The sequence below is a fragment of the Pseudomonas cuatrocienegasensis genome (assembly GCF_900110925.1).
Lineage (GTDB): Bacteria > Pseudomonadota > Gammaproteobacteria > Pseudomonadales > Pseudomonadaceae > Aquipseudomonas > Aquipseudomonas cuatrocienegasensis.
The window spans coordinates 208,146-223,935 of record NZ_FOFP01000008.1; the positions used below are offsets into that span (position 1 = coordinate 208,146).

At 57.5% G+C, this 15,790-nt stretch carries 13 protein-coding genes and 1 tRNA gene; all 14 read right to left on the minus strand.

Annotated features, from left to right (window positions below):
* Positions 1–96 (minus strand): GTP-binding protein (locus BMW49_RS24560; protein ID WP_233432247.1); only part of this gene is annotated, 96 nt, incomplete at its 3' end.
* Between the two features lie 31 nt (positions 97–127).
* Positions 128–2,233: an elongation factor G gene (gene fusA, locus BMW49_RS13375; protein ID WP_069522390.1), complete on the minus strand. Its 2,106-nt coding sequence runs from the start codon at positions 2,231–2,233 to the stop codon at positions 128–130.
* 30 nt (positions 2,234–2,263) lie between these two features.
* The gene (gene rpsG, locus BMW49_RS13380) at positions 2,264–2,734 is read right to left on the minus strand and encodes a 30S ribosomal protein S7 (protein ID WP_010490886.1); all 471 of its coding nucleotides are present in this window, start codon (positions 2,732–2,734) and stop codon (positions 2,264–2,266) included.
* A gap of 134 nt (positions 2,735–2,868) precedes the next feature.
* Positions 2,869–3,240, minus strand: a complete 372-nt coding sequence (gene rpsL, locus BMW49_RS13385) for a 30S ribosomal protein S12 (RefSeq protein WP_003186084.1) — start codon at positions 3,238–3,240, stop codon at positions 2,869–2,871.
* Between the two features lie 155 nt (positions 3,241–3,395).
* Positions 3,396–7,595, minus strand: a complete 4,200-nt coding sequence (rpoC, locus tag BMW49_RS13390) for a DNA-directed RNA polymerase subunit beta' (protein WP_069522392.1) — start codon at positions 7,593–7,595, stop codon at positions 3,396–3,398.
* A 61-nt stretch (positions 7,596–7,656) separates the two neighbouring features.
* The gene (gene rpoB, locus BMW49_RS13395) at positions 7,657–11,730 is read right to left on the minus strand and encodes a DNA-directed RNA polymerase subunit beta (protein ID WP_069522394.1); all 4,074 of its coding nucleotides are present in this window, start codon (positions 11,728–11,730) and stop codon (positions 7,657–7,659) included.
* A gap of 216 nt (positions 11,731–11,946) precedes the next feature.
* Positions 11,947–12,312, minus strand: a complete 366-nt coding sequence (rplL, locus tag BMW49_RS13400) for a 50S ribosomal protein L7/L12 (RefSeq protein WP_069522395.1) — start codon at positions 12,310–12,312, stop codon at positions 11,947–11,949.
* A 79-nt stretch (positions 12,313–12,391) separates the two neighbouring features.
* Complete coding sequence (gene rplJ / locus BMW49_RS13405) at positions 12,392–12,892, minus strand: 50S ribosomal protein L10 (protein WP_069522397.1); 501 nt, start codon at positions 12,890–12,892, stop codon at positions 12,392–12,394.
* 214 nt (positions 12,893–13,106) lie between these two features.
* Complete coding sequence (gene rplA / locus BMW49_RS13410) at positions 13,107–13,802, minus strand: 50S ribosomal protein L1 (RefSeq protein ID WP_069522399.1); 696 nt, start codon at positions 13,800–13,802, stop codon at positions 13,107–13,109.
* Positions 13,802–14,233: a 50S ribosomal protein L11 gene (rplK, locus tag BMW49_RS13415; protein WP_069522401.1), complete on the minus strand. Its 432-nt coding sequence runs from the start codon at positions 14,231–14,233 to the stop codon at positions 13,802–13,804. The genes rplA and rplK overlap by 1 nt, the downstream gene beginning before the upstream one ends.
* 117 nt (positions 14,234–14,350) lie before the next feature.
* The gene (gene nusG, locus BMW49_RS13420) at positions 14,351–14,884 is read right to left on the minus strand and encodes a transcription termination/antitermination protein NusG (RefSeq protein WP_069522403.1); all 534 of its coding nucleotides are present in this window, start codon (positions 14,882–14,884) and stop codon (positions 14,351–14,353) included.
* Between the two features lie 9 nt (positions 14,885–14,893).
* On the minus strand, positions 14,894–15,262 hold the full coding sequence (secE, locus tag BMW49_RS13425; RefSeq protein ID WP_069522405.1) for a preprotein translocase subunit SecE: 369 nt from the start codon (positions 15,260–15,262) through the stop codon (positions 14,894–14,896).
* 45 nt (positions 15,263–15,307) lie between these two features.
* Positions 15,308–15,383, minus strand: a tRNA-Trp gene (locus BMW49_RS13430).
* A gap of 53 nt (positions 15,384–15,436) precedes the next feature.
* A partial coding sequence (locus BMW49_RS13435; protein ID WP_482822335.1) for an elongation factor Tu occupies positions 15,437–15,790 on the minus strand: 354 nt, incomplete at its 5' end.

The following is a 15,790-nucleotide window of genomic DNA, read 5'->3' on the forward strand; positions in this document are numbered from 1 at the left end:
CAGAGCAGCGGTCAGGGTGGTTTTACCGTGGTCAACGTGACCGATGGTGCCTACGTTGACGTGCGGTTTGTTACGTTCAAATTTTTCTTTAGCCACGACAATTAACTCCTAGCTTAAAGGGGCTGAATCAGCCTTGTTTTTTGGTTACAGACTCGACGATGTGCGACGGGGCTGTGTTGTATTTTTTGAATTCCATGGAGTAGCTTGCGCGACCCTGAGACATGGAACGGACGTCGGTCGCATAACCGAACATCTCACCCAGCGGTACTTCAGCACGAATCACCTTACCGGAAACCGTGTCTTCCATACCCAGGATCATGCCGCGACGGCGGTTAAGGTCGCCCATCACGTCACCCATGTAGTCTTCTGGGGTAACAACCTCTACCGCCATGATCGGCTCGAGCAACTCACCACCGCCCTTCTGGGCCAGTTGCTTGGTCGCCATGGAAGCAGCCACCTTGAACGCCATCTCGTTGGAGTCGACGTCGTGGTAGGAACCATCGAACACGGTAGCCTTCAGGCCGATCAGCGGATAACCGGCAACGACGCCGTTCTTCATCTGCTCTTCGATACCCTTCTGGATAGCCGGGATGTATTCCTTCGGAATCACACCACCCACTACTTCGTTCACAAACTGCAGACCTTCCTGACCTTCGTCAGCAGGTGCAAAGCGAACCCAGCAGTGACCGAACTGACCACGGCCACCGGACTGACGCACGAACTTGCCTTCGATTTCACAGCTCTTCGTGATGCGCTCACGATAGGAAACCTGAGGCTTGCCGATGTTGGCTTCGACGTTGAACTCGCGGCGCATGCGGTCGACCAGGATGTCCAGGTGCAACTCGCCCATACCGGAGATGATCGTCTGACCAGTTTCTTCATCAGTTTTGACGCGGAAAGACGGGTCTTCCTGAGCAAGCTTGCCCAGCGCGATACCCATTTTCTCCTGGTCGTCCTTGGTCTTGGGCTCTACGGCAACCGAAATAACCGGCTCCGGGAAGTCCATGCGAACCAGGATAATCGGCTTGTCAGCGTTGCACAGAGTCTCACCCGTGGTGACGTCCTTCATGCCGATCAAGGCCGCGATGTCACCAGCGCGTACTTCCTTGATCTCTTCGCGGGCGTTTGCGTGCATTTGCACCATACGACCCACGCGCTCTTTTTTGCCTTTAACCGAGTTGATCACGCCGTCGCCGGAGGCCAACACGCCCGAGTAAACACGGACGAAGGTCAAGGTACCCACGAATGGGTCGGTAGCGATCTTGAACGCCAGAGCCGAGAACGGCTCGCTGTCGTCTGCATGACGCTCCAGCTGAATCTCCTCGTTATCCGGGTCAGTACCCTTGATAGCAGGAATGTCAGTCGGCGCAGGCAGGAAGTCGATAACGGCGTCGAGAACCAGGGGAACACCCTTGTTCTTGAAGGAAGAACCGCAAACAGCCAGAACGATCTCACCAGCGATAGTACGCTGACGCAGAGCGGCCTTGATTTCCTCGTTGGTGAGTTCTTCACCTTCAAGGTACTTGTTCATCAGCTCTTCGTTGGCTTCGGCCGCAGCCTCTACCATGTTGCCGCGCCATTTCTCGGCTTCTTCCAGCAATTCAGCAGGGATGTCCTTGCGCACAGGAACCATGCCCTTATCGGCATCATTCCAGTAGACAGCCTGCATGTTGATCAGATCGATCTGACCCTGGAAGTTGTCTTCAGCACCGATAGCCAGCTGGATCGGCACCGGAGTGTGACCCAAGCGCTGCTTGATCTGCGCAACAACACGCAGGAAGTCGGCACCCGCACGGTCCATCTTGTTCACATACACAAGACGCGGCACGCCGTATTTGTTGGCCTGACGCCATACGGTTTCCGACTGAGGCTCAACGCCCGAGGTACCGCAGAACACAACAACCGCGCCGTCGAGTACGCGCAGCGAACGCTCAACTTCAATGGTGAAGTCAACGTGGCCGGGGGTATCGATGACGTTGAAGCGGTGCTCGTCCTTGTACTGCTTCTCGGAACCTTTCCAGAAGGCGGTAATGGCAGCAGAAGTAATGGTGATACCACGCTCCTGCTCCTGCACCATCCAGTCTGTGGTCGCGGCGCCGTCATGCACCTCGCCCATCTTGTGGCTTTTGCCAGTGTAGAAAAGCACACGCTCGGTGGTCGTGGTTTTACCCGCGTCCACGTGAGCCACGATACCGATGTTACGGTACCGGTTAATCGGTGTAGTACGAGCCATAAAGCCCTCGCAAATTTAGAAGCGCGATAATTAGAAGCGGTAGTGCGAGAAAGCCTTGTTGGCTTCGGCCATACGGTGCACGTCTTCACGCTTCTTAACTGCAGCACCTTTGCCTTCAGCGGCATCGAGCAATTCACCAGCCAAACGCAGAGCCATAGACTTCTCGCCACGCTTACGGGCGAAATCTACCAGCCAGCGCATGGCAAGCGCGTTACGACGGGACGGACGAACTTCGACCGGAACCTGGTAAGTAGCACCGCCTACACGGCGCGACTTCACTTCGACCAGCGGAGCGATGGCGTCGAGAGCTTTCTCGAAGATTTCCAGGGGATCGCTGTTCTTACGCTCTTTAACCTTGTCCAGGGCGCCATAAACGATACGCTCGGCAACGGCTTTCTTGCCGCTCTCCATCACGTGGTTCATGAACTTGGCCAGGATCTGGCTACCGTATTTTGGATCGTCAAGCACTTCGCGCTTGGCTGCTACACGACGTCTTGGCATTTGATAAGCCCTCAAACGGTCTTCAGGTTAGCCCGGGACTGCATCACGAAGATGGCGCCCGACCTTACTCTTATCGACTCAGATAAATAGATAACTGCAAATTCGGTGCATGCACCGGGTACTTCAGGCGCCTATTACTTAGGACGCTTGGTACCGTACTTCGAACGACCCTGGTTACGACCCTTGACACCCGAGGTGTCCAGCGAGCCGCGAACGGTGTGATAACGCACACCTGGCAAGTCTTTTACACGACCGCCACGGATCAGCACGACGCTGTGCTCTTGCAGGTTGTGACCTTCACCACCGATGTACGAGGAAACCTCGAAACCGTTGGTCAGGCGAACGCGGCAAACTTTACGCAGTGCCGAGTTAGGTTTTTTCGGCGTAGTGGTATACACGCGAGTGCACACACCACGACGCTGCGGGCAGTTCTGCAGCGCAGGCACGTCGGATTTCTCGACGATACGCTTGCGCGGCTGACGTACCAGCTGGTTGATAGTTGCCATCTATAAGCTCCACTGTTGTCTTTCGACGCTATTGCCCTATTGAAAAGCAAAATGGCAGAGCACGTGCCCTGCCAAATTTAGGGGTGCATGAGTCTAATGAGACTCACGCCCCCAGTCAAGCCAGAACCCTGCCACCGAGATGGCAGGGCTACTGCTCAATTACCGCTGGAGTTCAGTGCTTCGGTCAGTGCGGCTTCCACCTCACTGGCACTCACACGAACCGGCTTGTCCGCTTCACGGCGACGCTTGCGCTCGCTGTGATAGGCCAGACCAGTACCGGCCGGGATCAGACGACCCACGACCACGTTCTCTTTCAGGCCGCGCAGGTAGTCGCGCTTGCCAGTAACCGCCGCTTCGGTAAGAACGCGGGTGGTTTCCTGGAAGGAGGCCGCCGAGATGAACGACTCGGTGGACAGCGACGCCTTGGTGATACCCAGCAATACGCGGGTGTACTTGGCGACGAACTTGTCTTCAGAAGCCAGACGCTCGTTCTCACCCAGTACCGCGGTCAACTCCATCTGGTCGCCCTTGATGAAGGTGGAATCGCCCGACTCAGCCACTTCGACCTTGCGCAGCATCTGGCGCAGGATGGTCTCGATGTGCTTGTCGTTGATCTTCACGCCCTGCAGGCGGTACACGTCCTGGATTTCGTTGACGATGTACTTGGCCAGCGCGCTCACACCCAGCAGACGCAGGATGTCGTGCGGATCGCTCGGACCGTCGGAGATAACTTCACCCTTGTTGACCTGCTCACCCTCGAACACGTTCAGGTGGCGCCACTTCGGAATCAGCTCTTCGTACGGATCGCTGCCATCGGTCGGCGTGATCACCAGGCGACGCTTGCCCTTGGTTTCCTTACCGAACGAAATGGTGCCGCTGATTTCAGCCAGGATCGAGGCTTCTTTCGGACGACGCGCTTCGAACAGGTCGGCAACCCGCGGCAGACCACCGGTGATGTCACGGGTCTTCGAGGTTTCCTGCGGGATACGGGCGATAACGTCACCCACCGCGATCTTGGCACCGTCAGCCACACCCACGAGGGCGTTAGCCGGCAGGAAGTACTGAGCCGGTACGTCAGTACCTGGCAGCAACAGCTCCTTACCGTTGGAGTCGACCATCTTGATGGCCGGACGGATGTCTTTACCCGACGCCGGACGATCTTTCGGATCGAGGACTTCGATGTTGGTCAAACCGGTCAGTTCGTCGGTCTGGCGCTTGATGGTGATGCCTTCTTCCATGCCCACGAAGGTCACGGTACCCATCATCTCGGTAACGATTGGGTGGGTGTGCGGATCCCACTTGGCGACGATAGTGCCAGCGTCAACCTTGTCACCTTCCTTCACGGAGATCACAGCACCGTACGGCAGCTTGTAGCGCTCGCGCTCGCGACCGAACTCGTCTGCCACGGCCAGCTCGCCGGAACGCGATACCGCGACCAGGTTGCCGTCCACGCGCTCGACGTGCTTGAGGTTGTGCAGGCGAATCGCACCGCCGTTCTTCACTTGTACGCTGTCAGCCGCCGAGGTCCGGCTAGCCGCACCACCGATGTGGAACGTACGCATGGTCAGCTGGGTACCCGGCTCACCGATCGACTGGGCAGCGATAACGCCAACTGCTTCACCGATGTTTATCTGGTGACCACGAGCCAGGTCGCGACCGTAGCACTTGGCGCAGATACCGTAGCGAGTCTCGCAGCTGATCGGCGAACGCACGATCACTTCGTCGATGCTGTTCAGCTCGATGAACTCAACCCACTGCTCGTCGACCAGCGTACCGGCCGGCACAATAACTTCGTCGGTGCCAGGCTTGAACACGTCACGGGCGATTACTCGACCCAGTACGCGCTCACCCAACGGCTCGACCACGTCACCGCCTTCGATGTGCGGGGTCATCAGCAGACCCTGCTCGGTACCGCAATCGATCGCGGTCACCACCAGATCCTGCGCCACGTCTACCAGACGACGGGTCAGGTAACCGGAGTTAGCAGTTTTCAACGCGGTATCCGCAAGACCCTTACGGGCACCGTGGGTCGAGATGAAGTACTGCAGAACCGACAGACCTTCGCGGAAGTTCGCGGTGATCGGTGTTTCGATGATCGAGCCGTCCGGCTTGGCCATCAGACCACGCATACCAGCGAGCTGACGGATCTGCGCAGCAGAACCCCGCGCACCGGAGTCGGCCATCATGTACATGGAGTTGAACGACTCCTGCTCGACGGTATTGCCATCGCGATCGACGACAGATTCCTTCGACAGGTTGGCCATCATCGCCTTGGACACTTCGTCGTTGGCCTTGGACCAGAGGTCGATCACTTTGTTGTACTTCTCGCCCTGGGTTACCAGGCCGGAGGCGTACTGCGATTCGATCTCTTTAACTTCCTCGGTGGCGGCGTCAATGATGCGCGCCTTCTCATCCGGGATAACGAAGTCGTTCACACCGATCGACACACCAGAGATGGTCGAATAAGCGAAACCGGTGTACATCAGTTGGTCAGCGAAGATCACGGTGTCTTTCAAGCCAACGGTGCGGTAGCACTGGTTGATCAGCTTGGAGATCGCCTTCTTCTTCATCGACTGGTTGACCACGTCATACGACAGGCCGTCCGGCACGATCTGGAACAGCAGCGCACGGCCGACAGTGGTGTCGACGATGCGGGTGTTCTTGGTGATGCTGCCGTCGCGATCTTTGATCACTTCGTTGATGCGCACTTTTACCCGAGCATGCAGCGAGGCTTCGCCGCCACGGAACACTCGGTCAACTTCCTGCAGGTCCGCGAATACGCGACCTTCGCCCTTGGCGTTTACCGCTTCACGGGTCATGTAGTACAGACCCAGTACCACGTCCTGGGACGGTACGATGATCGGCTCACCGTTGGCAGGCGACAGGATGTTGTTGGTCGACATCATCAGTGCGCGCGCTTCCAGCTGGGCTTCCAGCGTCAGCGGTACGTGCACGGCCATCTGGTCACCGTCGAAGTCGGCGTTGTACGCGGCGCAGACCAGCGGGTGCAGCTGAATCGCCTTACCTTCGATCAGAACCGGCTCAAACGCCTGGATGCCCAGACGGTGAAGGGTCGGTGCACGGTTGAGCAGCACGGGGTGTTCGCGAATCACTTCGGCGAGAACGTCCCACACCTCCGGCAGCTCGCGCTCGACCATCTTCTTCGCGGCCTTGATGGTGGTCGCCAGACCACGCATTTCCAGCTTGCCGAAAATGAACGGCTTGAACAGCTCGAGGGCCATCTTCTTCGGCAGACCGCACTGGTGCAGACGCAGGGTCGGGCCTACGGTAATTACCGAACGACCGGAGTAGTCCACGCGCTTACCGAGCAGGTTCTGACGGAAGCGACCTTGCTTACCCTTGATCATGTCAGCCAAGGATTTCAGCGGACGCTTGTTCGAGCCAGTGATGGCGCGACCGCGACGGCCGTTGTCGAGCAGGGCGTCGACCGCTTCCTGCAGCATGCGCTTTTCGTTGCGCACGATGATGTCCGGCGCGGACAGATCGAGCAGGCGCTTGAGGCGGTTGTTACGGTTGATCACGCGGCGATACAGATCGTTGAGATCCGAAGTCGCGAAGCGGCCACCGTCGAGCGGAACCAGCGGACGCAGGTCTGGCGGCAGAACCGGCAGAACGGTCAACACCATCCACTCAGGCAGGTTGCCCGAGCCGAGGAAAGCTTCCATCAGCTTCAGACGCTTGGACAGCTTCTTGATCTTGGTTTCCGAGTTGGTTTGCGGAATTTCTTCGCGCAGACGGCCAATCTCGTGCTCCAGGTCGATCGCGTGCAGCAGTTCGCGAACGGCTTCAGCGCCCATGCGGGCGTCGAAGTCATCACCAAACTCTTCGAGGGCTTCGAAGTACTGCTCGTCGTTGAGCAGCTGGCCTTTTTCCAGAGTGGTCATGCCCGGGTCGATAACGACGTAGCTCTCGAAATAGAGAACGCGTTCGATATCACGCAGGGTCATGTCCATCAGCAAACCGATACGGCTCGGCAGCGACTTGAGGAACCAGATGTGGGCAACCGGCGAAGCCAGCTCGATGTGCGCCATGCGCTCACGACGAACCTTGGCCAGGGCCACTTCAACGCCGCACTTCTCGCAGATCACGCCGCGATGCTTCAAGCGCTTGTACTTACCGCACAGGCACTCGTAATCCTTTACCGGGCCAAAGATCTTGGCGCAGAACAGGCCGTCACGCTCAGGCTTGAACGTACGGTAGTTGATGGTTTCCGGTTTTTTAACTTCACCGAACGACCACGAACGGATCATCTCAGGCGAAGCAAGGCCGATGCGAATGGCATCGAACTCTTCGACTTGACCCTGGTTTTTCAGCAAATTCAGTAGGTCTTTCAAGGCCTTTCCTCCTGGCGGAGCAAGCGGCGGGAATACAGCCCCGCCGCCGATTCACGTCGTGTTATTCGGTTTCCAGATCGATGTCGATACCGAGCGAACGGATCTCTTTGATCAACACGTTGAAGGACTCGGGCATGCCCGGCTCCATGCGGTGATCACCGTCCACGATGTTTTTGTACATCTTGGTACGGCCGTTCACGTCATCCGACTTGACGGTCAGCATTTCCTGCAGGGTGTAGGCGGCGCCATAGGCTTCCAGCGCCCAGACCTCCATCTCCCCGAAGCGCTGACCACCGAACTGCGCCTTACCACCCAGCGGCTGCTGAGTAACCAGGCTGTAGGAACCCGTGGAACGCGCGTGCATCTTGTCGTCCACCAGGTGGTTCAGTTTCAGCATGTACATGTAGCCAACGGTGGTCGGACGCTCGAACTGGTTACCCGTACGGCCGTCGATCAGGCGCATCTGGCCGCTTTCTGGCAGGTCTGCCAGTTTCAGCATGGCCTTGATCTCGCTTTCCTTGGCACCGTCGAACACCGGAGTGGCCATCGGTACACCGCCACGCAGGTTTTTCGCCAGGTTGAGGATTTCCTGATCGCTCAGTTCATCCAGGTTTTCCTGACGGCCGCCGATCTCGTTGTAGATCTGCTGCATGAACTTGCGCAGCTCGGCGACTTTGCGTTGCTCTTCGAGCATGCGGTTGATCTTCTCGCCCAGACCTTTGGCCGCGAGGCCCAGGTGGGTTTCAAGGATCTGCCCGACGTTCATACGCGACGGTACGCCCAGCGGGTTCAGTACGATGTCCACCGGCGTACCGTGGATGTCGTGCGGCATGTCTTCAACCGGCATGATCACCGAGACCACACCCTTGTTACCGTGACGACCGGCCATCTTGTCGCCCGGCTGGATGCGGCGACGGATTGCCAGGTAGACCTTGACGATCTTCAGCACGCCTGGAGCCAGGTCATCGCCCTGCTGCAGTTTGCGCTTCTTGTCTTCAAACTTGTCGTCGAGCAGCTGACGGCGGTCGGAGATATAGGCCTGGGCCTTTTCCAACTGCTCGTTCAGCGCATCGTCAGCCATGCGCAGCTTGAACCACTGACCGCGCTCGAGGCCGTCGAGGAACTCGTCGGTGACTTCTGTGCCCTTCTTCAGGCCAGCGCCGCCTTCGGCTTTCTTGCCAACCAGGGCGGAACGCAGACGCTCGAAGGTCGCGCCTTCAACGATGCGGAACTCTTCGTTGAGGTCCTTACGGATCTCGTCGAGCTGGCTCTTCTCGATCGACAGGGCACGAGCGTCACGCTCAACACCGTCGCGGGTGAAGACCTGCACGTCGATAACGGTACCTTTGGTGCCAGTCGGCACGCGCAGGGAGGTGTCCTTAACGTCGGACGCCTTCTCACCGAAGATCGCACGCAGCAGCTTCTCTTCTGGTGTCAGCTGGGTTTCGCCCTTCGGCGTGACCTTGCCAACCAGAATGTCACCTGGGCCCACTTCAGCGCCGACATACACGATGCCTGCTTCGTCCAGCTTGTTCAGCGCAGACTCACCGACGTTCGGGATGTCGGAAGTGATTTCTTCCGAGCCGAGCTTGGTGTCACGCGCCACACAGGTCAGTTCCTGAATGTGGATGGTGGTGAAACGATCTTCTTGCACCACGCGCTCGGAGAGGCAGATGGAGTCTTCGAAGTTGTAACCGTTCCACGGCATGAACGCGACGCGCATGTTCTGCCCCAGTGCCAGTTCACCCATATCGGTGGACGGGCCGTCGGCCAGGATGTCGCTGCGCTCAACCTGATCACCCTTGCTGACCAGCGGACGCTGGTTGATGCAGGTGTTCTGGTTGGAGCGGGTGTATTTGGTCAGGTTGTAGATGTCGACACCGGCTTCGCCCGTTTCAACTTCGTCGTCATTGACGCGAACCACAACACGGCTGGCATCGACCGAGTCGATCACACCGCCACGGCGAGCCACGACGCAAACGCCGGAGTCGCGTGCCACGTTGCGCTCCATGCCGGTACCGACCAGCGGCTTGTCAGCACGCAGGGTGGGTACAGCCTGACGCTGCATGTTCGAGCCCATCAACGCACGGTTGGCGTCGTCGTGCTCGAGGAACGGGATCAGCGACGCAGCAACCGACACGACCTGCTTCGGCGACACGTCCATCAGGGTGACGTCTTCCGGCGCCTTGACGGTGAACTCGTTCAGGTGACGTACAGCCACCAGCTCGTCGATCAGTTGATTCTTGTCGTTCATCAAGGCCGAAGCCTGGGCGATCACGTGATCGGCCTCTTCGATGGCGGACAGGAAGACGATCTCGTTGGTTACCAGAGTGTCTTTCACCACACGGTACGGGCTCTCGAGGAAACCATACTGGTTGGTGCGAGCATAGGCTGCCAGGGAGTTGATCAGACCGATGTTCGGACCTTCAGGGGTCTCGATCGGGCACACGCGGCCGTAGTGGGTCGGGTGTACGTCACGGACTTCAAAGCCGGCGCGCTCACGGGTCAGACCGCCTGGGCCAAGAGCCGAAACACGGCGCTTGTGGGTGATCTCGGAGAGCGGGTTGTTCTGGTCCATGAACTGCGAGAGCTGGCTGGAACCGAAGAACTCTTTCACCGCTGCCGCAACCGGCTTGGCGTTGATCAGGTCCTGCGGCATCAGGCCTTCGCTTTCAGCCATCGACAGACGCTCTTTGACCGCACGCTCAACACGTACCAGGCCAACACGGAACTGGTTCTCGGCCATTTCGCCTACGCAGCGAACACGACGGTTACCCAGGTGGTCGATGTCGTCGACGATGCCTTTGCCGTTACGGATGTCGACCAGGGTCTTGAGGACCTCGACGATATCTTCCTTGCTCAGCACGCCCGAACCTTCGATCTCGGTGCGACCGATACGACGGTTGAACTTCATCCGGCCTACGGCCGACAGGTCGTAACGCTCGGCGCTGAAGAACAGGTTGTTGAACAGGGTCTCGGCAGCATCCTTGGTAGGTGGCTCGCCAGGACGCATCATGCGGTAGATCTCGACCAGCGCTTCCAACTGATTGGTGGTGCTGTCGATCTTCAGGGTATCGGAGATGAACGGACCGCAATCGATGTCGTTGGTGTACAGCGTCTCGATGCGTACGACCTGAGCCTTGACCACTTTGGCCAGGATCTCGACGTTCAGCTCGGTGTTGCACTCAGCGATGATCTCGCCGGTAGCCGGGTGCACGATGGCCTTGGCCGAGGTGCGACCGATCAGGTAGTCGATCGGCACTTCCAGCTCTTTGATACCGGCCTTGTCCAGCTGGTTGATATGGCGCGCGGTAATCCGGCGGCCTTGCTCAACGATGACCTTGCCCTTGTCGTCGAGGATATCGAGGACGGCAATTTCACCACGCAGACGCTGCGGCACCAGTTCCAGGTTGAGGGATTCGCCCTTAACGTGGAACACGTTGGTCGCATAGAACGCGTCCAGCACTTCTTCAGTGCTGTAACCCAGCGCGCGCAGCAGCACGGAAGCCGGCAGCTTGCGACGACGGTCGATACGCACGAACACAGCGTCCTTCGGGTCGAACTCGAAGTCCAGCCAGGAGCCGCGGTACGGAATGATCCGCGCCGAGTACAACAGCTTGCCCGAGCTGTGCGTCTTGCCACGGTCGTGGTCGAAGAACACGCCTGGGGAGCGGTGCAGCTGGGAGACGATCACACGCTCGGTACCGTTGATAACGAAGGTACCGTTCTCGGTCATGAGCGGAATTTCGCCCATGTACACTTCTTGCTCTTTGATGTCCTTGATCGCTTTGTTCGACGATTCTTTGTCGAAAATGATCAGGCGCACTTTCACGCGCAGCGGCACGGCAAAGGTTACCCCGCGCAGCACGCATTCTTTCACGTCAAAAGCCGGCTCGCCCAAGCGATAACCAACGTACTCCAGCGCAGCATTGCCGGAGTAGCTGATGATTGGGAAAACGGACTTGAAGGCCGCGTGCAAGCCGATATCGCGGAACTGATCCTTGGTCGCTCCCGCTTGCAGGAATTCGCGATACGAATCCAGCTGGATGGCCAGGAGATACGGCACATCCATAACATCCGGCAACTTGCTAAAGTCCTTGCGGATACGTTTTTTCTCAGTATATGAGTAAGCCATCAGCGTTCCCCAGCTTGGTCACCTGCTTATTTGGCCTCTCCGACGGGAGCAGCCAGAAACTCTTGCAAACCCATTTTGGTTTGCGCCACCACTCGGGTGGGTGTCCGACCAGGTCGAATACGAATAGCCGACCTAGAACGGAAAAAGGCCGGTGGCAAAAGCCACCAGCCATCAGCCTTATGCGAGTCGCTCCGGCTGTAGACGCAAGGTCGTCGCTTACTTGAGCTCGACTTTGGCGCCAGCTTCTTCCAAAGCAGCTTTGGCTTTGTCAGCTGCGTCTTTCGCAACAGCTTCCAGAACCATGGCAGGAGCGCCGTCAACAACAGCCTTGGCTTCTTTCAGGCCCAGACCGGTCAGTTCACGAACTGCCTTGATCACGTTTACTTTCTTCTCACCGGCTTCAAGCAGCATCACGTTGAATTCGGTTTGCTCTTCAACAACAGCGGCAGCAGCAGCTGGGCCAGCAGCGGCAACAGCGGCGGTCACGCCGAAGGTTTCTTCCATTGCTTTGATCAGTTCAACAACTTCCAGAACGGTTTTCTGGCCGATTGCTTCGATGATTTGTTCGTTAGTCAGAGACATGACTTTAAATCCTGTATTGGGGTGACAGCCTACGCAGCCATCAAATTAAACGTATGATTTTGAAAGAGATTACGCAGCCTTAGGCAGCGGTAGCTTCTTTCTGGTCGCGAATGGCCGCCAGAGTACGAGCCAGCTTGCTGGTAGCGCCTTGAATCACGCTCATCAGCTTCGCAATAGCTTCGTCGCGAGTCGGCAGCGAAGCCAACACGTCGATCTCGTTTGCTGCGAGGAACTTGCCCTCAAACGCAGCTGCCTTGATCTCGAACTTGTCCTGACCCTTGGCGAACTCCTTGAAAATACGAGCAGCAGCGCCCGGATGTTCCTTGGAAAATGCAATCAGGGTCGGGCCTTTGAACACGTCGTTGAGGACCGAATATTCGGTGCCTTCAACAGCGCGCTTGAGCAGGGTATTACGCACAACACGTACGTATACGCCAGCTTCGCGGGCCTCTTTACGGAGTCCGGTCATAGCGCCTACAGTCACACCACGGGCATCAGCCACGACAGCGGACAGGGCGACTTTGGCAGCCTCGTTGACTTCAGCGACGATGGCCTTCTTGTCTTCGAGTTTAATTGCCACGGGTTTAACTCCTGCTTGTTACCGTTTCATCTGGCCGAAGCCGGATGTCGTTTTGGTGTCTGATTCGGTAAGAATCGGGAGCACCATCTGCGTAGGCGGCCCAGGATTGCTCCCAGGGTTTAAGGCTTGCGCCACCTACGGTCTTGGATAGCCCCCGCCAGGCAGGGACCCCAAAGTGTCGAAGCAGCGCAATCACTTGCGCTACTTCTATGTGTTACGCGTCGAGCGAGCCTTGATCGATGATCAGACCTGGACCCATGGTGGTACTCAGGGTTACGCGCTTGACGTAGATACCTTTCGAAGTCGATGGCTTCAGACGCTTGAGGTCGGAAATCAGCGCTTCAACGTTCTGCTTCAGCTTCTCGGCGTCAAAACCAACCTTGCCGACGGAACCGTGGATGATGCCGTTCTTGTCAGTACGGAAACGTACTTGACCAGCTTTGGCATTTTTCACAGCGGTAGCCACGTCAGGAGTAACGGTACCGACTTTCGGGTTAGGCATCAGGCCGCGCGGGCCGAGCACCTGACCCAGCTGACCCACAACGCGCATTGCATCCGGGGAAGCAATTACCACGTCATAGTTCAGGTCGCCGCCTTTCATTTCGGCAGCCAGATCGTCCATACCTACGCGGTCAGCACCGGCAGCCAGAGCAGCTTCAGCAGCTGGACCCTGGGTGAACACGGCAACGCGAACGCTTTTGCCCGAACCGTTCGGCAGAACGGTGGCGCCACGTACGACCTGGTCGGATTTACGCGGGTCAACGCCCAGGTTGACGGCAACGTCAACGGACTCTGAGAACTTCACTGCCGACAATTCAGCCAGCAGAGCGGCCGCTTCAACGAAGCTGTAAGCCTTACCGGCTTCAACTTTCTCAGCGATTGCCTTTTGACGCTTGGTCAACTTAGCCATTACACACCCTCCACGTTAAGGCCCATGCTACGAGCGGAGCCCGCGATGGTGCGCACAGCGGCGTCCATATCAGCAGCGGTCAGATCAGCCTGTTTGGTCTTGGCGATCTCTTCCAGCTGAGCACGGGTCACGGTACCGACTTTGACGGTGTTCGGACGAGCCGAACCGCTGGTCAGGCCGGCAGCCTTTTTCAGCAGAACCGAAGCGGGGGTGCTTTTGGTTTCAAAGGTGAAGCTGCGGTCGCTGTATACAGTAATGATCACTGGAGTCGGCAGACCAGGTTCCATGCCCTGGGTACGGGCGTTGAACGCCTTGCAGAATTCCATGATGTTCACGCCGTGCTGACCAAGGGCAGGACCCACGGGCGGCGACGGGTTGGCTTGTGCAGCCTTTACTTGCAGCTTGATGTAAGCCGTAATTTTCTTAGCCATGAGCTAACTCCAGTTGTGGGTACAAGCGCCTTACGGCTCCCCAGTTTTTACGTGTTTATCCCAGTGACGACAAAACCCCGCAGCCTATGGCTGCGGGGTCAGGGATGCATATGTCAGTTATGCCTTTTCGACCTGACTGAACTCCAGCTCGACCGGGGTGGAGCGACCAAAGATGGTCACAGCAACCTGGATGCGGCTCTTCTCATAATTCACTTCTTCGACCACACCGCTGAAGTCCGCAAACGGACCATCAACGACGCGAACCATTTCGCCCGGCTCGAACAATGTCTTGGGCTTGGGTTTGTCGCCACTGTCTGCGACGCGGCGCAGAATGGCATCAGCTTCTTTCTCGGTAATCGGTGCCGGCTTGTCCGCAGTACCGCCGATGAACCCCATGACGCGCGGGGTATCTTTGATCAAGTGCCAGGTAGCCTCGCTCATTTCCATCTGAACCAGCACGTAGCCTGGAAAGAACTTACGCTCACTTTTGCGCTTCTGGCCATTACGCATCTCAACCACTTCTTCAGTGGGTACCAGAATCTCGCCGAACTCATCTTCCATACCGGCGAGCTTTACACGCTCGACCAGCGAGCGCATCACATGCTTCTCGTAACCCGAGTAAGCATGCACAACGTACCAACGCTTAGCCACGGGACACCTTTAGCTAACAATCAGGGAAACAAGCCAACCCAGCAGGGAATCAAGACCCCACAAGAGCAGCGCCATAACCAGAACAACAGCCACGACAATCAGCGTGGTCTGCGTGGTTTCCTGGCGGGTAGGCCAAACGACTTTACGAATCTCAACGCGCGCTTCTTTTGCCAGAACGGAAAAGGCCTGACCTTTTGCCGTCTGCAACGCAATAAAACCTGCAACGGCCGCGATGACCAACAGGACCAATACGCGATACAGGATAGGCTCGGCAGAGAAGTACTGATTACCAACCACACCGACGACCACAAGCGCAGCAACCGCCAGCCACTTGATCAGATCAAAGCGTGATTCTTTGGCTTCAGCCTTAGCATTCATTTACGAGAATCCTGTTAAAAGACGCGCCAGATTCATAAGAGAAAATGGCAGGTCAGGAGGGAATCGAACCCCCAACCTACGGTTTTGGAGACCGTCGCTCTGCCAATTGAGCTACTGACCTAAAACAAAATCAGGCCGACCATTATGCCGGCCTGACAGGGACAGATCAACCGATTACTCGATGATCTTGGCAACCACGCCGGCGCCAACGGTACGGCCACCTTCGCGAATCGCGAAACGCAGACCGTCTTCCATGGCGATCGACTTGATCAGGGTGACAACCATTTTGATGTTGTCGCCCGGCATTACCATTTCAACGCCTTCCGGCAGTTCGCAGTTACCGGTTACGTCGGTAGTGCGGAAGTAGAACTGCGGACGGTAGCCTTTGAAGAACGGGGTATGACGACCACCTTCTTCTTTGGACAGGACGTACACTTCTGCTTCGAACTTGGTGTGCGGCTTAACCGAACCCGGCTTGGCCAGAACCTGGCCACGCTCTACGTCGTCACGCTTGGTGCCGCGCAGCAG